This window comes from Veillonella magna DSM 19857, from assembly GCF_000428745.1.
Classification (GTDB): Bacteria; Bacillota; Negativicutes; order Veillonellales; family Veillonellaceae; genus Veillonella_A; species Veillonella_A magna.
In genome coordinates, this window is the sequence record NZ_AUAN01000006.1 from 98,899 (window position 1) to 118,140 (window position 19,242).

Consider the following 19,242-nt stretch of genomic DNA (forward strand, 5'->3'; position numbering starts at 1 on the left):
AGCTTCTTTTTTTGAATGATAGCGAAGGCTTGTGTAGCAAACAGCTCCGAGTGAAGAAGGGCATTCTGCACAGAACGGAGAGAACCTTTTTCTTTAGCTGGCAATTATAGTAAGGGTGCGTGTAGCAAACGGCTATGAGCAGGGATGCGAAGGACGTTCTACGCGGAACATACGGAGCTTCTTTTTTTGAATGATAGCGAAGGCTTGTTTAGCAAACGGTTGTCATATGTATGCTTATTAGCTATAATAATCATAGAGAAAGGGTATAGGTGATGGCTATGAAACTTATGACTACGGTAAAAGAGCTTCGCAATGTGACGCCGACGCAGTTGTTGGCAACAAATTTATGCCTTGATGGGGTGAACGGCTTGGTGCGTTGGTCACGGCGGGAAAAAAGTCGCACGCGTAAGTTGTTCGTTACGCTCAGCGTAGTGCAGCTTGTCGTATCTGTAGCATTGCTGTGGCTAGGTCGTAAGAAATAGGATGGCTCTATGAATCGGTTGGGCGGATTGATTGTGGCGGCCAGCAATCACGAGGTGAACGGCAGTGTATCGCCGCTGCTGGAGATCGGATCCATTTCGCTGATTAAGCGCATGGTATTGACCTTTCAAAAGGCCGGCGTTACGGATGTAGTGATTGTAACGGGGTACGAGTCCTTTGCCATTGAGCAGGAGCTGTGGGATTACGGCGTTATTTTTTTGAAGAATCATGAATACCTGTCTTCGGATAAGCTGGCTTCGGTAAAGTTAGGGCTTCGTTACTTGGAGGATAAGTGTGACCGCGTGTTCTTTGCTTCCGTGGCGTCGCCGTTGTTCAAGGCAATTACATTGCAGCGACTGGCCGAGGCGAACGGTGCGGCGGTGGTACCGATGAAAGACGGACAAAAGGGACATCCGATTTTATTCGATCGTAAGGGAATGGCGTTTCTGAACGCTTTCACCGGTGACGGCGGTGTGCGCGCCGCGCTGGAATCCATGCCCGATGTAGTGACGGTGCCTATGGAGGACACGGGGATTTTGCGACCTTCCGTTCCGCTGGAACACATGGCGGTGCCGTCGGAGGAAGCAGTCAACGAAGCATTGATTCATCCGTTCCTACGAATTACGCTGGAAAAGGAGAAGGCCTTTTTTACTTCTCGTGCCATGCTGCTGTTAGTGCTGATTGACGAAACGCATTCGGTGAAGAGCGCGTGCGATCATATGGCACTTTCTAAAGGCAAAGCATGGGCCATGATCAACGAGCTCGAGGCGGGCCTGGGCTATGCCGTGGTGGAACGACGCCATGGCGGTAAGCACGGCGGTAATACGGAGTTACTTCCGGCAGGCAAGGAATTTCTTGCCAAGTATCGTCGTTTCGAACAGGCTGTGCGGCGGTATGCAACGGAATCTTTTTTTACTATTTTTTCGGAGTTTAATGAAGAGTAATCGTACAATAGCAAATGTAGTTGGGTATGTAGGCGCCTGTCGGTTCAAGTTCTCCAGAAAAAGAATTTGACGGCAGGCGCACTTCTTTTATAATAAAAGTAGAAATATATGTTTAAAAATCATTTTACACATCTAATAGAGGTATAGTTATACGCATGGGAGGCTAGGCTATGGCAACGATTAGTGAATCCGTAAGAAAACGCGACCACTTGGCAAAGCTCAGTGGGACGGCGCTGTACGTAGGCGATTATCGGGACGATGACATCTTGGTAGGCAAGATGCTGCGTTCGTCAAAGGCAAAGGCGCGCGTTATCGAAGTGAAGGTACCGACGTTACCGGATGGGTATTATTACGTGGATGCCAAGGATGTGCCGGGGGATAATAATGTAAATATCATCAAGGATGACACGCCGGTGTTTGCGCGGGAAACGGTAGAGTACATCGGGGAACCGATCGGTATGTTCTGCGGTCCCGATAAGCTGGTGGTGGAACAGCTGCTAAGGGATACGGAAGTCGTTTACGAAGAATTGGAACCGGTGCTGGACATCGATACGTCCGATGTATTTTTCTTTGAATACGAATATAAGAAGGGGGATATTGCCAAGGCGTTTGCCGAAGCGGATCGCGTTATCGAAGAAACTTTTGAAACGGGGTACCAGGAACAGGTGTATTTGGAAACGCAGGCGATGATGGCCGAAGTATTGCCGGATGGCAAGGTGTATATTCACGGTTCCATGCAGTGCCCGTACTATATTAAAAATGCGGCGACCCGCGCGTTGGGCTTGCCACCGGAAAAGGTGCGCATTGCACAGGATGTAACCGGCGGCGGCTTTGGCGGCAAGGAAGCATGGCCATCGATTTTGAGTTGCCAAGTAGCCGTAGCAGCGGTGGCAACGGGTAAAAAAATTCGCTGCGTATTCGATCGTCGCGAGGATATTGAATATACGTCCAAGCGTCATCCGTCGAAGGATCGCTACCGCGTAGCCATTAAGGATGGCCGGGTGACGGCGATGGATATTGATATTACTTATAACGGCGGTGCCTATACTACATTGTCTGCCGTTGTATTGCAACGCGGTATGATTTGTGCCAACGGCGTTTACAACGTGCCGAATTTATTGGTAAAGGGTCGCGTGGCTAAGACGAACACTGTGCCGAACGGAGCGTTCCGCGGATTTGGTGCACCGCAGACATTCTTTACGGCGGAAATGATGATGACTCATGTGGCAAAGGCACTGGGCGAAGATCCGTTGGCATTTAAAGAACGTCATATGGTAGTGCAAGGTGACAGCACGTCTACCGGCGGGAAGTTCCATTTTAATGTGCCGTTGCCGGCAATGATTGCCAAGGTGGATAGCATGTGCGATTACCGCAAGAAGAAAGCTGCGTACAGTGAGCCGCAAACCGGTCGGTATCGTCGCGGCATCGGTATGTCCCTCTTCTTCCATGGGGCAGGCTTTACCGGTTCGGCGGAACGCGATTTGATCAAGGCTGTAGTGAAATTGAAAAAGACAGCCGACGGCAATGTTCATATTTTGGCATCCAATACGGATATGGGCCAAGGGCTTCGCACGACCTTTCCGAAGATTGCTGCTCACGAATTGGGCTTGCCGTTGGAACGCATTTATTATGAATATCCGGATACGGACGAAGTACCGGACTCCGGACCGACTGTAGCGTCCCGCAGCTTGATGAACGTAGGCGAGTTGATTCGCCGCGCTGCGGTTAAGCTGAAAGAGCAGTGGGTAGACGGTGAAGAACAGCTCATCGAAGAGCATTATGTACAGCCGGACTTCCTCATTCCTTTCAGCCTTGATACCTTCAGCGGCGATGCATATCCTACCTATTCTTGGGGCGTAGTGGCCATGGAAATCGAAGCGGATACGGTAAGCGGTACTACGAAAGTGTTAGGGGCTTACGGTTCTTACGATGTGGGTACGCCGATGGATTACAACATTGTATTGGGTCAGATGGAAGGCGGTACCTTGCAGAGTATCGGTTACGCTTCCATGGAACAGATGAATTACGATAACAAGGGGCGCATCCGCAATAATGCGTTCTCCGATTATATTATTCCTACGGCGATGGATGTGCCGAAGATGGATATCGACTTGTACGTGGCGGAAAGCTATCCCTTCGGTCCGTACGGTGCCAAGGGGGCCGGCGAGTTACCTTGCGTGGGTGCACCGGCAGCCTACATTGAAGCCATGGAACAGGCACTGGGGAATGATGCGATGATTCAGCATATTCCGTTCTCGGCGGAAGATGCGTTGAAGGCTATGCGAGGAGGGCAGTTATAATGGATACGAAGATACATTTCACATTAAACGGCAAGCCGGTTACGTATGACGGCAATGCATCGAATCGCTTGCTTGACGTGTTGCGCGATTATTATAAATTGACGGGCACTAAGTGCGGTTGCAAAGAAGGCGAATGCGGAGCCTGCTCCATCATTATGGATGGGGAATTGATCAACTCCTGTATGGTAGCCATGGGCCGCTGCGAAGGTGCGGACATTATGACCATTGAAGGCTTTAGCGAAACGGAACGGTTCAAGGTTATCGACAAAGCCTACGGTGCGGTATCGGCCGTGCAGTGCGGTTATTGCATTCCGGGCATGGTCATGGCAACGGAAGCATTATTGCGCAAGCATCCGCATCCGACGGAAGAAGAAATTCGGGACGGCTTATCCGGTAATTTGTGTCGATGCACCGGCTATAATGCGATTGTGCGTGCCGTCGGTATTGCTGCGAAGGAGGGGAACGGATTATGGTAAACGGATATATGGCGACTTCGCTGCGGGAAGCGCTGGAAATTAGAGCGGCCCATGATGTGGTTCCTTACGGCGGTGGCACGGACTTGATGATTGCGGCAGATACATCGCTGACGTATTTATATGTGAATCGCATTCCGGAAATGAAACAGATTGCGGTGGATGATGCGTACGTTCGCATCGGCGCTTCCTGTACGTTTACGGAAGTGTTGGCTTCGCCGTTGGTACCGCCGCTGATGAAAGCGGCCGTTGAACAAATCGGTGCGCCGGCCATTCGCAACGGTGGCACTATGGGCGGTAATATCGGTAACGGTTCCGCTAAAGCAGATTCGGTGCTCATCGAATTTGTCTTGGGTGCAAAGCTGCGTTTGGCATCGGTGCGAGGGGAACGCATCGTTCCTATCGAAGCGTTTTACAAAGGACGCAAGCAACTCGATCTTGCCAAGGATGAATTAATCGTAGAAATACTGTTGCCGAAGGATGCCGATTATGAATGGTATTACGAAAAAGTCGGTGCTCGCCGGGCGTTGGCGATTTCTCGTATTTCCTTTGCCGGTCTTCTTCGCTGTGACGGTGACGTGATTACCGATTTTGCGACGGCGTTCGGTGCCGTAGCGGGAACGGTATTGCGTTTCCCGGACGTAGAAGCTATGGTAATCGGTAAGACAAAAGCGGAAGTCAAAGCTATGCATGATGCTATTGTAGCGGCGTACGGCGATCATATTGTACCTACTGCCGGTCGCGTGTCGAAGGAATACCGCAAGGATGTATGTCTTAATTTGGTAGATGATTTCTTGACGAGCAAAGGGTTATAGAACATAGCGTTACGGCGATGGGCCAGTAGCGTTATTGCCCGGCAAAGAGTGTATCGCCATTGGCTGTGGCGCTGTAGTGAGATGTATTTGTGTATGTGGAGTGGAAAAATTAAATAGTAGTGAAAATAGCCGATTTTCGGAGTTCTCTCTGTAAAGTCGGCTATTTTTCGTGAATGGATACATGATAAATGAGCATAGCAATTTTTGAAAATGTATATCTGCAACGGACGTGTTGTGCTATAATGAACGTATCAGATGGGTATGTAGGCATGACCTGAGAGAGCATACAGCGGGGTAGTTGTGAGAAAAGAAGTAGTGAGGTAACAGCATATGAGTAGTGTATTTGATATTATCGGGCCGATTATGATCGGGCCTTCCAGTTCGCATACGGCCGGCGCGGCGCGGCTGGGAAAAATGGCGCGTTGTATTTTTGATGAACCGGTAGAGCGCGTGACGATGACGCTATATGGTTCCTTTGCAAAAACGTATAAAGGACATGGTACGGATCGGGCATTGATAGCGGGCCTTCTCGGTTTCGGCGCGGAAGATGTACGCATCAGACAAGCCTTTAAGGAAGCGGATGAAGCGGGCCTGCAGTACGAATTTGTAGAATCGGCGGAGCCGTCGGATCATCCTAATGTAGTGCTTTTCGATTTGTACGGTCATTCGGGACGACACATGTCGGTGTTGGGGCGTTCGCTTGGGGGCGGACGGATTTTGATTACTCGCATTGACGGCCTAGAAGTGGAAATTACCGGTGATGAACATACGATTATGACATTCCACACGGATAAGCCCGGTGTGATTGCGGCGGTGACGACGGCGCTTAGCTTGCAGGCGATTAATATTTCGTCGATGCGCGTGTTCCGCAAGGAAAAGCATTCCCAAGCGGTTATGCTGATCCATACGGATTCGGAAGTGAGCCGCGATGTATTGGATAGCATTAATGCGGTCAGCGGCATTGAATCGGTGATGTATTTCAAACCGCTATGATAGAGAGAGTTTATACATTTCGTGAGAGGGTATACCTATGAAATATAATTACAACAGCATTGCCGATATTGCGGCATTCAGTGAACGGGACGGGATTCCGTTCTGGCAGGTAGTACTGCGTTCGGAGGTGGAGCTTACCGAAGCCGATGAAGCGGCGGTACTGGGGGAAGCGAAGAAACGCATTGCTATTTTTAATCAATCCGTAGAGGATGGCTTGGCAGATATTCGGACAACGCCCAGCGGTATGTCCGGCGGACAGGCAAAGGCACTGTTTGACGGGCAGCCTCGCTTTCTAAGTCCGTTAGCCTATAAAGCATTGACCTATGCAATTGCGGTTAATGAAGCGAATGCGAAAATGTTTCGCATTGTAGCCTGTCCGACGGCCGGCTCCTGTGGCGTGGTGCCCGGCGTGATGCGGGCGGTGGGCGATACGTATCATCTTGATGAAGAGGCGTATGTGCGCGGCTTCTTTGCCGCTGCCGGCGTAGGCAATGTTATCACCAATGCAGCCTGTGTGGCCGGTGCGGTCGGCGGCTGTCAAGCGGAAGTGGGTTCGGCGGCAGCGATGGCAGCGGCAGCAGCGGTGGCCATGATGGAAGGTACGACGGATGAAGTGGTCGCTGCGATGGCGTTGTGTTTAAAAAATGTATTGGGCTTGGTGTGTGATCCGGTAGCCGGTTTGGTGGAAGTACCTTGCGTTAAGCGCAACGGGATTTATGCGGTTCATGCGTTAACGGCGGCAGAAATGGCTATGGCCGGTTTACGCAGTCAGATTCCGGCGGATGAGGTTATCGGTGCAATGGATCGTATCGGTCGCGCATTGCCCAGTGCGTTGCGCGAAACCAGCGAAGGCGGTTTGGCTGTAACGGAAACGGGCAAACAAATTGCCGAACGGGTTCGCAATTTGTAAAATTATAAAACTGTAAGTCTATACACGTATAAGCCAATACATTGGCAGGGTCATATAGTGTGAATCTATAAATTGTAATTCTATATGTTGTGAGTCTGCGAACTGTAAGTCTATAAATAAGGGACATGGAGTCGCTGCCTGTACGATACGCGGTATCGTAGGGGTGGCGGCCCTTTTTTATTATGTGATTTTTTATCTGAGCTGTTTCATCCGATTAAATAACATGCACCGAAAGTAATCAAGGGCAATCGAAATTTAGCGGTAGCATAATCATAGGTATGTTGGTATAATTTAAGAGTTGACAATGGTAGTAAAAAATGTGTGATACATTGCGATGATGAGGAGGTGCCCTAATGGCTCGGGACCATTATACAAAAGAGCAAACAGATGCCTTGCGCCGCGGGGCGATGCACATCATAGAAATTTTGCATACCGCAGGCTTTGAAGCGTATGTAGTCGGTGGGGCCGTGCGCGATATTCTCATGCACCGCGTGCCGCATGACTACGATATCGTTACGGCGGCCAAGCCGGATGAAGTGATAGCAATTGTAACGAAGCATGGCTATACGACGCCGGGCGTAGTAGGTAAAAGCTTTGGCGTTGTGGTGGTGACAACGCCGGAAGGCTATAACTATGAAGTGGCTACCTTTCGCAGTGAACGGTATGGGGCGGACAGTCATCGACCGGAAGAGATAACCTACGCAGATACCTTGGAAGAAGATGTTATGCGTCGTGATTTTACGGTTAACGGTCTTGCCATGGATCGCTATGGCAACATCATCGACTATGTAGGCGGTCGTCGGGATATAAAGAAACAAACCTTGCGTACCATCGGCCGGGCGGAGGAACGCTTTCAAGAAGATGCGCTGCGCATGTTCAGGGCCTGCCGCTTTGTGGGACAGCTGGATATGCTGCCGCATCGGGAGATCATCGACGGCATGGCACCGAATTTTGATCGTGTCAAAGGATTGTCGTTGGAACGGGTACGGCAGGAATTAGATCGGCTTATGCTTACACCGGCCGTGGCTAAGGGATTGGATGTAATGGTGCAATCCCGCTTGGCGGAATGCTCGTGCCGTGTTAATGATAACGGCCACGTGATGGAAGTAGACATTTTACCGGAATTATATCACTTGGTGGATCTGCCGCAGCAGCCGGAGTTCCATGCCTTCGACGGCTGGTATCATACGTTGGCAGCGGTGGCGGCAACAAGACCGGATCCGATAATTCGCTGGGGTGCCTTGCTTCATGATGTGGGCAAAGGGATGCCCGGCGTGCGTGGCTTTCACAAGGGGCGCATTACGGATCGCGGTCATGATATGTTGGGAGCCAAGATGGCAAGGAAGCTGTTGCTGCGCCTCAGATATCCGGCGGATATGGCGGAACGCGTGTCTTGGTTGGTGGCCAACCACATGCGCTTTCATTTCTTTGCGCAGCATGAAGAAGCGGATCCGTGGAAATGGATGCGCAAGGAAGCGGTAAGCGGCAAGTTCCGTCGTTCTGCCGATTTAAGGGAAGCCGTACTGCAGCAAACCGAAGTATGCTGTGCCGATGTCATCGCTTGCGGTCATCCGCATGCATCGACGGATGGCACAAAGGCGATGGGGGCATGCTTGGCGGATATTGCCGGTCGCTTGCCCATTCATACCCGGGATTTGGCATATGGTCCGGAACTACCGAAGTTGTTGGGACCGCATACCGGTGAAGTATTGAAAACCTTGCTTATGCAGGTGAGAAACGGACAGACGGAAAATACGGCGTCGGCCCTATACCATGCGGCACAACGACGTCTTGAACGATTGCAGCAGATGTAGGAGGCATCTCGATGATAGAAGCAAAGGAGCGTAAACGCGTACAAAAGAATATGCGGCGGTTTCTGTTGCTGCTGTTGCTGGCGGCATTCATCGTGGTGTGTCGTCTGCTGTCGTTGCAGGTTATCGACCGCACCGAACTGGAAAGCCGAAATTTTAATCAGGTGAAAACGAACCGTACATTGCAATCGCCGCGAGGCACCATCTTTGATCGCAACGGTCATCCGCTGGCGATGAGTATGGTAACGCGGTCGCTGTATGCGGATCCGAAAATGATTAAAGAGGATCCGGCGACCATTGCCGATGCCATTGCGCCATACGTGCGCATTAAGAAGGAAGAGATTATCGAACGCTTGCAAGAGGATACGGCGTTTGTATGGCTGGATCGCATGATGGATCCGGATAAGTCGCGCGCCGTTGCGGATGTGCTGGATAATGAGAAAATCGAAGGACTGAATTTTGTCGAAGAGAATCGTCGCTTTTATCCGAACGGCAACTTGCTGGCGCAGGTGCTGGGTTTTGTCGGCACCGACGATAAAGGTCTGGACGGGCTTGAAATGGTATTGGACAAGGAGATTAAAGGGGATCGCACCAAGGAGCTGGTGGCTACGGACAGCCGCGGCAATCCGATTTTGGGATCCATCATGTCTAAGTACATTCCCGATAAGGAACGCAGTGTTACCTTGACCATCGATACGACGGCTCAGTTTATTGCGGAGCGCGCCTTGGACAAGGCTATGAAGGAAACGAAAGCCAGCGGAGCCAGCATTATTATCATGGATCCTAAGACAGGTGAAATTATTGCTATGGCAAACCGGCCGACGTACGATCCGAACGAATATGAAAAGGGAACGGAAGAGGATTTTAAAAACCGTGCCGTTACCAATATTTACGAACCGGGGTCGACCTTTAAACCGATTATCGCTTCGGCGGCGTTAGCATCCGGTAAGTGGACGACGGAAACCGTCTTCCATGATACCGGGCATATCATGGCGTCCGGTCATGTTATGCAAAACTGGAACGGTGAAGGCTACGGCGATGTGCGCTTACTGGAAATTTTGAAGTTCTCCATCAACACCGGTATGGCGCGTATCGGCTTGACTACGGGACCGGCTATTTTGTTGGATTACATTAAGGCCTTTGGCTTCGGCAAGCAAACGGGCATCGATTTGCCCGGTGAAGGCGAAGGACTTCTCTTTACGTTGGAAAGTATGAGTGACATCGATACAGCAGCCATGTCCATCGGTCAAGGAATTGCGGTTACGCCGCTGCAGATGGTACAGGCCTTCGGTGCATTGGCTAACGGCGGACACATGGTGCAGCCGCATATCATTAAATCCATCGATAATCCGGATGGCACTGTATATGAAAAGAAGGAAACTGTTGAGGTCGGTCAGCCTATACCGGAAGGTGTGGCGAAGCAGATCGTAGCCATCTTGGAAAAAGAAGTATCCGAAGGGGGCGGCCACAAGGCGTATGTGGAAGGCTATCACTTCGGCGGTAAAACGGGAACGGCAGAAAAACTGGATCCGGAAAACGGCGGTTATTTGAAGGGCCGTTATATTGCTTCCTTTATCGGCTTTGGTCCTATTGAAGACCCTCGGTTTGTGGCGCTCATCGTTATCGACGACCCGGGCGGTACCTTCTACGGCGGTCAGATTGCGGCGCCGGTATTTAAAGATATTATGAGCCAGCTCGTGCGGTACTATCAGATTTCTCCGTCCGTATCGAAGGAGAAAAAAGGCAAGGCACCGGCGAAGGCGGAACGACCGGCAGTACAAACTAACGGTGACGGTCAAGTTGTTTTGCCGGACTTTACCGGATGGAGTACCGGTGAGGTGCGGGATTGGCTTCATGAGGCGAGACTTTCCTTTGTGCCGGAAGGCACGGGCTATGCTATTTCACAGGAACAGGTAAGCGGTGAAGCGGTAGACCCGGGGTCAGCCGTGCGCGTATACTTTAAACGGTAATACATACGAGGTTGTAAGTTAGGGATAACGGAGGTACGAGCTATGAAAGAATTGCGCGGTAAAGCCGTAGCCGATGCGCATAAGGCGGCGTTGGCAAAAAAGCTGGAAGCCTTGGCGGCTAAGCAGGTAGTCATTACATTGGGCATTTTATTGGTCGGTGATGATAAAGCGGCCCATATGTATGCGCATTTTATGGAGAAGACAGCCCGTACTATGGGCTTTGCCGTCGATCGCCGCGATTTGCCGGCAACGGCGACGCAGGCGGAAGTGGAAGCGGTGATTCGCGAATGGAATGCAGCGGACACCATATACGGTGTGTTACCGCTTATGCCGATGCCGGCGCATATCGACAGTGAATACATTGTCGATTTGCTGTCGCCGGATAAGGACTTGGACGGACTTACGACGCAGAGTATCGGTCGCGTCATCCGCGGCAAGCGAGGCTTTTGGCCATGTACGCCGCGTGCTTGCATAGCCATTCTCGATCACTATGATATTCCGGTAGCCGGTAAGGAGGTTGTCGTTGTAGGGCGAAGCCAGGTGGTAGGCAAGCCGGTGGCGTTGATGCTTCTCGATCGCAATGCGACGGTAACCATTTGTCACTCCCGCACGGCGGATTTGGCAGCGAAACTAAAACAGGCGGATATTGTCATTGCCGCCGTAGGCAAGGCACATGTTATCGACGGGACGATGATTAAACCGGGGGCAGTTGTTATTGATGTGGGCATTAATGAATTGGATGGTCACACCGTAGGCGATGTGAATTATGCATCGCTGGATGGTATTGCTTCGGCGGCTACGCCGGTACCGGGCGGTGTGGGTTCCGTGACGACAACTATTTTATTGGAAGGCTTATGCGAGGCGTATTATGCACGAAATGTCGATTGCTGAAGGCATTGTCGATATTGCCTTGGATACGATGAAGAACAATGACGGTACGGTGGTGCACGCCGTCCGTCTGCGCTTGGGCGCCATGTCCGGGGTAGAGCCGGACGCGCTTCTCTTTTGCTTTGAAGCGGTAACGAAGGGAACGGCAGCAGAAGGAGCAGAGCTTGTTATCGAGCATGTACCGTTAAAGGCAAAGTGCCTTGATTGCTTGACGGAGTTTGTCGTAGAAGGCTATCGATTTATATGTCCGGCGTGTCAAAGTACGACGGTCACTACCGTGACGGGCCGGGAATTACAGGTGTTATCCATCGATATGGATTGATGGATAACACTTTTTTCTATATGGAAAAGTGGTGGCAATGAAATTGCTCCGTGCCTTTTATAATTTGTTCATGTGTTTACCACGCAGTGATGGTATACTATAATAAAAGACATGGGATATAAACGCGAATGCGTGCTATACAGGTGAGGAGGGCTAACATGGAAGTGCAAGTGGTAACGGATGTACTCGCAAAGAATGATGCCATTGCGGATACATTGCAACGCACCTTTGCAGAAAAAGGCATTTTTGTATTCAATTTGCTCGGATCGCCGGGGGCCGGGAAGACATCGCTGTTAGAAGCGACGCTGACCGAATTGTCGAAAACATATCGATTGGCAGTTATCGAAGGCGATTTATATACAGATAAGGATGCGGATCGCATAGAACGCCTCGGCGTGCCGGTGCTGCAAATCAATACGGTCGGCGGTTGTCACTTAGATGCAGCGATGATTGAAAAGGCAGTAGCGGCCATGGATTTGGATGCGCTGGATATGATTATTATCGAGAACGTAGGCAACTTGGTATGTCCGGCGGAATTTGCCATCGGCGAAGCTATGAAGGTAACTGTGCTGTCCGTTACGGAAGGCGAAGATAAGCCACTTAAATATCCGTTGATATTCAAAGAGTCCGCTGCCGTGTTATTGAACAAGGTGGACTTGTTGCCGTACATTCCTTTCGATAAGGAAAAGGCGATTGCGGATATTCATATGTTGCATCCGCAGGCGGCGGTATTTGAAGTAAGCTGCACGGCTAAGACGGGACTTGATGCATGGATTGCTTGGCTTAGCGAGCGCATTGAAGCTCAGCGGAAAGGAGCGGCATGCAAAGAATAATAAAACAATGGTTGGCGTTGGCCTGTGTATTGGCAGTAACCGGTAGCATGTCTATGGTTGGTGCTGCCGATGAAGGCAAAGGCGACGACAGCAAAGCTGACAGTAAAGCGTTGCTGGAACGGATGGTACAGGCGTTGGTAAAGGAAGCGACCGGAGAACCGTTGCCAAAGGTAATATCGCCGACATCGACGGCAGCAGCAACGGCTAAGGCAGCCAAGCAATCGGAACCGGCGGACAAGGATAGCGGTGATACCATTGATTTAAATGCCGTAGGTACAACGTATACGGCTAAGCGATTACCACCGTTGCAGGCAGAGGAGTTTACCATTGCCGGTTTGCAAGTAGGCAAGACGGCAGGACCGCGGCAAATTCTCTTCCCCTATCAAACGGTGGAACGAAAGGGACCCTTTGTTACCTACAAAGGGGAGAACGGTGGCGATCCGAAGCAGACCACCATTGATTTAAGCAGCTATGCGGCACTTAATAAAAAAGCAGCCGATGAGGTAGCGTCGAAGGCGGATAAAACAAGTGCACGCAAGATCGAAGAGAAAACGTCTGATGTAAAAACGTCTGATGTAAAAACGTCTGATGTAAAACAATCTGATACAAAGCAGACCGATGCTAAACAAACCGGTGTAAAACAGACTGAGGCAAAACAGGTTAATGAAAAGCAGCGCGATATTGAACCGTCCGATACGGAAAAGGCGGCTGCTAAAAAGACCGGTGCAGATAAGCTTGGCGCGGATACGACTGATGCTGCTCAGGCAGTGAAAACGGAAAAGGTAACAAAGCCAACGATACCGCTTACGACGAATACGGTGACGGTATATGATGGTCTTGCCGGCGGGGCGGATGCCAATGTATTGCGTACGTCCGGGCTTACATACAACTACGCGGATGCGACGGTGACGAGCATTCACATAGAAGATTCTTTGTTCCAAACGCCGCGCCATATCGGGGTGGGCAGCACTCGCAGCGAAGTACTCTTTGCTTACGGCAGTCCGCAAGCCATGTGGCAACGCAGTGAAGACGGGGCCGTCCTCTTGGTGTACGCCGAAGATATGGCCCGCTTCCGAAACGATCAATCACATTGGCAGACGGCACATAACCGTGGCGAAGAAAAAAAGGAAATGGCTAAGAAGGAATTTAGCCCATCCGCGGAGAATGTAGCTAATAGTCGAGTGATTACCGATCCGGCTCCGACGTATCGGTATTTGGTGTTTACCGTGGCGAAGGGCAAAGTCGTAGCGGTGGATGCCGTGGACGGTCAAGTGTGGCCGCACATGATGGGCGCCACGAAGCTACGGTATTTTGTACCGAATCAACTCACCGCGGATGACTTCGTATTAGGAGGCTATACACTTAATGAACCGTTCTTGGGCGCGCAGGATGATCGATGGGAAAAGAAAGGTCGCTTGTATGGCGATGACTTTGTGAGCTATAAGAATTGGCTCGTCAGCTATGATGCACGCCACATGATTTCGCGGGTGCTCATCAGCAGCAGCGGCGGTGCCACAAGGCGAGGGATTTCCATCGGGGACACTAAATATCTCTTGCTGTATTTGTACGGTATGCCCACCAGCATGACGCCGGGCGAAGGCAAGGAACAGGCGGGGACGACGGTATATACATATAAAAATCCGATGTCGGAACACAGCTATCTGTTGTTTGTTGTAGGCAATGAAGGAGGATTTATCAAGGAAATCATCCTTTCCGATAGGCCTAATCATACATTGCGAAGAAACGTATAGATTTCACACAAGGAGGGCAACACAATGATTACTGCACAGGACATTAAAGCACGTTGGGAAGAATTGCAGGAACAGGGCGAACGTATTTTGTTCGTAGTCGGCGGTCCGGGGTCGGGCAAGAGCCGTTTGATTCGCGAGTTGGCCGAACAGGACGGCTGGAAGTACATGGAAGCCAAGGATTTGTTGGAAGAAGAATTTTTGGAAGTTGCCCATGAATTACGACCACAACGGGCGTACGACGAACTCAGTACGTCGCTGAAAGCATACGATGCTAAGGTGGCGCTCATTGACGGCGTGAATGTGTTGTTTGCTCCGATTCTGAATTTAACACCGGTGGAGTTGTTGAAAGAAATCAGCAAGGAATATCCGATTATCGTAGGGTGGCGCGGTCGCTTTGACGGCACCAAGCTTCATTTGGAACATAATAATAATCCGGAGTATTTCTCGTTTGAAGTAGAAAATCCGGATCGCATTATTGTTGTAGAATAAAGCATTATACAACAGCACTCGTATGCTATCGGACGATTCTATCTGTTAAGGTAGTTGTGATGATTACGGACAGCACCGATACTTACGCAGCATATATACTTTTATACATAGCCGCTCCTTTGGAACCGAAGGTCTATCGTTTAGACGAATGGTTTTGAAGGAGCGGTATTTTTGTAAAGATTTTGTAAAGCGCATAAGAAAAGATTGAGAATTGACGGACAAAAAGCTATAATGTAGCTATTGTACAGTTGTCGTTATGTTGAGGTGGAGCTATGGATCAAAATATAATAGCGTTTATACTGGGAATCGTTGAAGGGGCTACGGAATTTTTACCGGTGTCCAGTACGGGCCATATGATTATCGTAGGTGATTTCTTAGGATTCTCCGATGAGAAAGCCGGCGTTTTTGAAGTGTTCATTCAGCTGGGGGCCATCCTCTCGGTGTTCCTGCTGTATCGCGAAAAATTTATGACCATGCTAAAGCGGGAAAATTGGACGCGGCGCAACGGTTTGTCGTTGGTACATATTTTCTTCGGTATGCTGCCGGCTATGGTCATCGGCTTCTTCGGACATTCCTTTATTAAAAATGTTTTGTTCTCGCCGTTTACGGTTATCATTGGTTTGTTGGCGGGTAGTGTGTTCATGCTGTGCGCGGAACGGTTTCATCCGGACATACGAGTGAATCGCGTAGATCGCCTTTCGATTTGGCAGTGTTTGCAAATCGGTTTCTTCCAGGTGTTATCCTTGTGGCCGGGCTTTTCACGATCCGGCTCGACTATTGCCGGTGGCCTTTGGCTCGGTGTCAGTCGTAAAGCAGCTGCCGATTTTTCCTTTATCATGGCAGTGCCGATTATGCTCATTGCTTGTACGTACGACTTTTTAAAGATTGCCGATCAATTGGCATGGTCGGATTTTCTGATGTTCGTCATCGGTTTTGTTACGGCCTTCGTCGTAGCCTATGCTTCCATTGTATGGTTTTTGAAATTCCTTAATAAATCATCGTTAGCTTCCTTTGCGTACTATCGCATCGTCATTGCGTTGATTGCGCTGTGGTATTTTTATTTGTAAGCAGTAGCTGGGCCGGTACAAGCTATATGTGCAAGATGGCAGATTTCAAAAAAATTGTAAAACCTCTTGCGCAATATAAGAAGTTATGGTATTATTACAAAGTGTTCACGATATAGTAATGCAACAAGAAAATAATAAAAATTTTCTTGACACGATAAAATAGATTGTGTATAATAAATTACGTTGTGACGCGCTGGCGTAGCTCAATTGGCAGAGCAGCTGACTTGTAATCAGCAGGTTGTGGGTTCAATTCCTATCGCCAGCTCCATGATGTGGAGGGATTCCCGAGCGGCCAAAGGGAGCAGACTGTAAATCTGCCGTCTTCGACTTCGAAGGTTCGAATCCTTCTCCCTCCACCATTTTCATCGCGGGGTGGAGCAGTTGGTAGCTCGTCGGGCTCATAACCCGAAGGTCGCAGGTTCAAGTCCTGTCCCCGCAACCATTTTTTTATGCTTGAACTATCAAGGCTATATGCTGGTGTAGCTCAGTCGGCAGAGCGTATCCTTGGTAAGGATAAGGTCACCGGTTCAATCCCGGTCACTAGCTCCAGACATGGCGGCATAGCTCAGTTGGCTAGAGCAATCGGTTCATACCCGATGTGTCCGCGGTTCAAATCCGTGTGCCGCCACCAATTTTATTATAGATGTGAGACCGTAAGGTCTTTTTTTTATGCCTGAACGGAGTTGTTATGAGAGTGATCATACAGCTCCGTTTTTTGCTTTGGACTACATCTTTTGATGTTGTGCCGATTCTTTTTATTTTCCGGAACTTCATCTTCCTTATATAGAAACGGTGCATATACTATATGCAAAGTATGCAAGGAGGATTGCTACCTAATAGTTGCGTTGCCGCCGAATATTAGGCATAATAGGACATGTTAGGTATTTACAAGTGTCTATTTGTAATAGACTGAGAGAGGAGAACAGTATGTCTGAACAAAAAGAATTGGCCAGAGGCTTAAAAAATCGCCATGTCCAATTATTGGCCATAGGCGGAGCCATCGGTACCGGTTTGTTTTTGGGATCCGGCCGTTCCATCCACTTGGCAGGGCCGTCTATTTTATTGGCCTATATTATCACCGGCATTGTTTGCTTTTTTATGATGCGCGCTCTCGGTGAATTGCTGCTATCAAATCCGGACAATCATTCCTTTGTAGATGTGGTGTATGAATATATGGGACCGGGTATGGCTTTCGTCACGGGGTGGACCTATTGGTTTTGTTGGATTTCGTTGGCGATGGCCGATGTTACCGCTGCGGGGCTGTACATACAATATTGGATTCCCGGCGTAGAGCGATGGGTGCCCAGTTTAATTATCCTAGCCTGTTTGTTTCTTATGAATCTCATGGCAGTGAAGGTATTCGGGGAAATGGAATTTTGGTTCGCCCTTATTAAAGTTCTGGCTATACTGGGACTTATCGTCGGCGGCGGTTTCTTGATTTTTACTAATTTTGAAACGAATGCCGGCGTGGCATCTATCAGTAATTTATGGTCGTACGGCGGATGGTTCCCGAAAGGCTGGGAAGGGTTTGTACTTTCTTTTCAAATGGTAGTATTCGCTTTCACCGGCATTGAACTCGTCGGACTTACGGCGGGAGAAACGGAGAACCCGGAGAAGGTCATTCCTCAAGCCATCAACAATATCCCGCTGCGGATTATTATTTTTTATGTCGGTGCGTTGGCGGTTATTATGAGCATATATCCATGGACCACGGTAAGTCCCGATAAAAGTCCCTTTGTGCAGGTATTCGGAGCAGCCGGGATCCTTGCGGCCGCTTCGTTGGTAAACTTTATTGTTCTTACATCGGCGGCCTCGGCGTGTAACAGTGGCATCTTCAGTACCAGCCGCATGGTGTACGCGTTGGCAAAGGAAGGCAATGCGCCGCGCATTATGTTTCGCCTGCGATCCAATAAGGTGCCGATGAACGCGGTTGTCTTTTCGGCGCTGGTTATTTTTTTAGCCGTCATCTTACAGTATGTGACACCGGAAGGTGTGTTCGTGTTAATCACCAGCATCTCCACCTTTTGCTTCATCTTTATTTGGGTGGTCATCGTGCTGTGTCATTTGCGTTATCGCAAAAGTAAGGCCTATCGTGAAGGCGCACATCGCTTTCCCATGCCCTTGTATCCGTTGATGAACTATGTTATCATAGGCTTCTTTGGATTTGTGGTGATTACCTTAGCCTTTAACGCAGAAACGAGGGTAGCCCTTTTCTTCACCCCGGCATGGTTCGGATTACTGTGGTGCTTTTATAAATTGCGTATTAGTGCATAATACACCTTCTTTTCTTAGGCAATTTGTATTATAATCAAAGTATGAGAGTTTTTATTTGATGAAGGAGGCTGTTTACTTCAATGGCAAAAGCAAAATTTGAACGTACTAAACCGCATGTTAACATCGGTACCATTGGTCACGTTGACCATGGTAAAACAACTCTTACCGCAGCTATTACTAAGGTACTTGCTGAAAAAGGCCAGGCTCAGTTCCAGGACTACAGCATGATCGATAAAGCGCCGGAAGAACGTGAACGCGGTATCACGATTAATACGGCACACGTAGAATACGAAACGGACAAACGTCACTATGCACATGTTGACTGCCCGGGCCATGCCGACTATGTTAAGAACATGATCACCGGCGCTGCTCAGATGGACGGTGCTATCCTTGTTGTATCCGCAGCTGACGGCCCGATGCCGCAGACTCGCGAACACATCCTCTTGGCTCGTCAGGTTGGCGTACCGGCTATCGTTGTATTCCTCAACAAAGCCGACATGGTTGACGACGAAGAATTGTTGGAACTCGTAGAAATGGAAGTTCGCGAACTTCTTTCCTCCTATGACTTCCCTGGCGATGATGTGCCGATCATCGTAGGCTCCGCTTTGAAAGCCCTCGAAGGCGATCAGAAATATGTTGATAAGATCATCGATCTTATGAACGCTGTTGACGAATACATTCCGACTCCGGAACGTGACACCGATAAGACCTTCTTGATGCCGGTCGAAGACGTGTTCACTATTACCGGTCGTGGTACGGTTGCTACCGGCCGTGTTGAACGTGGCGAAATCAAAGTAGGCGACACTGTTGAAATCGTTGGTTTGCAGGAAAAACCGTCCCAGTCCGTTGTAACCGGTTTGGAAATGTTCCGCAAAACTTTGGATTCCGCAGTAGCCGGCGATAACGTTGGTGCTCTTCTTCG

17 protein-coding genes and 5 tRNA genes are annotated in these 19,242 nt (G+C 49.6%); all 22 read left to right on the plus strand.

What is annotated here, in order from left to right:
- The first annotated feature begins 278 nt into the window (after window positions 1–278).
- The gene (locus G344_RS0102815; protein WP_038154802.1) at window positions 279–482 is read left to right on the plus strand and encodes a hypothetical protein; all 204 of its coding nucleotides are present in this window, start codon (window positions 279–281) and stop codon (window positions 480–482) included.
- 9 nt (window positions 483–491) lie between these two features.
- Window positions 492–1,424: an NTP transferase domain-containing protein gene (locus G344_RS0102820; protein ID WP_028254875.1), complete on the plus strand. Its 933-nt coding sequence runs from the start codon at window positions 492–494 to the stop codon at window positions 1,422–1,424.
- A gap of 170 nt (window positions 1,425–1,594) precedes the next feature.
- Window positions 1,595–3,724, plus strand: a complete 2,130-nt coding sequence (locus tag G344_RS0102825; protein ID WP_028254876.1) for a xanthine dehydrogenase family protein molybdopterin-binding subunit — start codon at window positions 1,595–1,597, stop codon at window positions 3,722–3,724.
- The gene (locus G344_RS0102830) at window positions 3,724–4,200 is read left to right on the plus strand and encodes a (2Fe-2S)-binding protein (protein WP_028254877.1); all 477 of its coding nucleotides are present in this window, start codon (window positions 3,724–3,726) and stop codon (window positions 4,198–4,200) included. The genes G344_RS0102825 and G344_RS0102830 overlap by 1 nt, the downstream gene beginning before the upstream one ends.
- Window positions 4,194–5,012 carry an FAD binding domain-containing protein gene (locus G344_RS0102835; protein ID WP_028254878.1) on the plus strand — a complete coding sequence of 273 codons (819 nt, stop codon included), beginning with the start codon at window positions 4,194–4,196 and terminating at the stop codon, window positions 5,010–5,012. Before G344_RS0102830 ends, G344_RS0102835 begins: the two co-directional genes overlap by 7 nt.
- A 330-nt stretch (window positions 5,013–5,342) precedes the next feature.
- Window positions 5,343–6,005 carry an L-serine ammonia-lyase, iron-sulfur-dependent subunit beta gene (sdaAB, locus tag G344_RS0102840; RefSeq protein ID WP_028254879.1) on the plus strand — a complete coding sequence of 221 codons (663 nt, stop codon included), beginning with the start codon at window positions 5,343–5,345 and terminating at the stop codon, window positions 6,003–6,005.
- Window positions 6,006–6,042: 37 nt separating this feature from the next.
- Window positions 6,043–6,915 (plus strand): L-serine ammonia-lyase, iron-sulfur-dependent, subunit alpha, encoded by an 873-nt coding sequence (gene sdaAA, locus G344_RS0102845; protein WP_028254880.1) that lies wholly within the window; start codon window positions 6,043–6,045, stop codon window positions 6,913–6,915.
- Window positions 6,916–7,268: 353 nt separating this feature from the next.
- Window positions 7,269–8,729 (plus strand): CCA tRNA nucleotidyltransferase, encoded by a 1,461-nt coding sequence (locus tag G344_RS0102850; protein ID WP_211219544.1) that lies wholly within the window; start codon window positions 7,269–7,271, stop codon window positions 8,727–8,729.
- Window positions 8,730–8,740: 11 nt separating this feature from the next.
- Window positions 8,741–10,696: a penicillin-binding protein gene (locus G344_RS0102855; protein WP_028254882.1), complete on the plus strand. Its 1,956-nt coding sequence runs from the start codon at window positions 8,741–8,743 to the stop codon at window positions 10,694–10,696.
- A 42-nt stretch (window positions 10,697–10,738) separates the two neighbouring features.
- Entirely contained in the window at window positions 10,739–11,587 is an 849-nt protein-coding gene (locus tag G344_RS0102860; RefSeq protein ID WP_028254883.1) for a bifunctional 5,10-methylenetetrahydrofolate dehydrogenase/5,10-methenyltetrahydrofolate cyclohydrolase, read from the plus strand.
- Entirely contained in the window at window positions 11,565–11,906 is a 342-nt protein-coding gene (gene hypA / locus G344_RS0102865) for a hydrogenase maturation nickel metallochaperone HypA (protein ID WP_028254884.1), read from the plus strand. Before G344_RS0102860 ends, hypA begins: the two co-directional genes overlap by 23 nt.
- A gap of 158 nt (window positions 11,907–12,064) precedes the next feature.
- Window positions 12,065–12,739 (plus strand): hydrogenase nickel incorporation protein HypB, encoded by a 675-nt coding sequence (gene hypB, locus G344_RS0102870; RefSeq protein WP_028254885.1) that lies wholly within the window; start codon window positions 12,065–12,067, stop codon window positions 12,737–12,739.
- Window positions 12,727–14,490 (plus strand): hypothetical protein, encoded by a 1,764-nt coding sequence (locus G344_RS11410; RefSeq protein WP_051245694.1) that lies wholly within the window; start codon window positions 12,727–12,729, stop codon window positions 14,488–14,490. Before hypB ends, G344_RS11410 begins: the two co-directional genes overlap by 13 nt.
- Before the next feature lie 24 nt (window positions 14,491–14,514).
- Window positions 14,515–14,979, plus strand: coding sequence for a BREX-3 system P-loop-containing protein BrxF (brxF, locus tag G344_RS0102880; protein ID WP_028254886.1), 465 nt, complete (start codon window positions 14,515–14,517; stop codon window positions 14,977–14,979).
- 272 nt (window positions 14,980–15,251) lie between these two features.
- The gene (locus tag G344_RS0102885; RefSeq protein WP_028254887.1) at window positions 15,252–16,046 is read left to right on the plus strand and encodes an undecaprenyl-diphosphate phosphatase; all 795 of its coding nucleotides are present in this window, start codon (window positions 15,252–15,254) and stop codon (window positions 16,044–16,046) included.
- A gap of 192 nt (window positions 16,047–16,238) precedes the next feature.
- Window positions 16,239–16,314: transfer RNA gene (locus G344_RS0102890), tRNA-Thr, on the plus strand.
- 6 nt (window positions 16,315–16,320) lie between these two features.
- Window positions 16,321–16,405 (plus strand) — tRNA-Tyr (locus tag G344_RS0102895).
- 7 nt (window positions 16,406–16,412) lie between these two features.
- Window positions 16,413–16,488, plus strand: a tRNA-Met gene (locus G344_RS0102900).
- A 31-nt stretch (window positions 16,489–16,519) separates the two neighbouring features.
- Window positions 16,520–16,595 (plus strand) — tRNA-Thr (locus tag G344_RS0102905).
- Between the two features lie 5 nt (window positions 16,596–16,600).
- Window positions 16,601–16,677, plus strand: a tRNA-Met gene (locus G344_RS0102910).
- A 296-nt stretch (window positions 16,678–16,973) separates the two neighbouring features.
- Window positions 16,974–18,320 carry an amino acid permease gene (locus G344_RS0102915; RefSeq protein WP_028254888.1) on the plus strand — a complete coding sequence of 449 codons (1,347 nt, stop codon included), beginning with the start codon at window positions 16,974–16,976 and terminating at the stop codon, window positions 18,318–18,320.
- An 80-nt stretch (window positions 18,321–18,400) separates the two neighbouring features.
- On the plus strand, window positions 18,401–19,242 hold an 842-nt coding region (tuf, locus tag G344_RS0102920; RefSeq protein WP_028254889.1), incomplete at its 3' end, for an elongation factor Tu.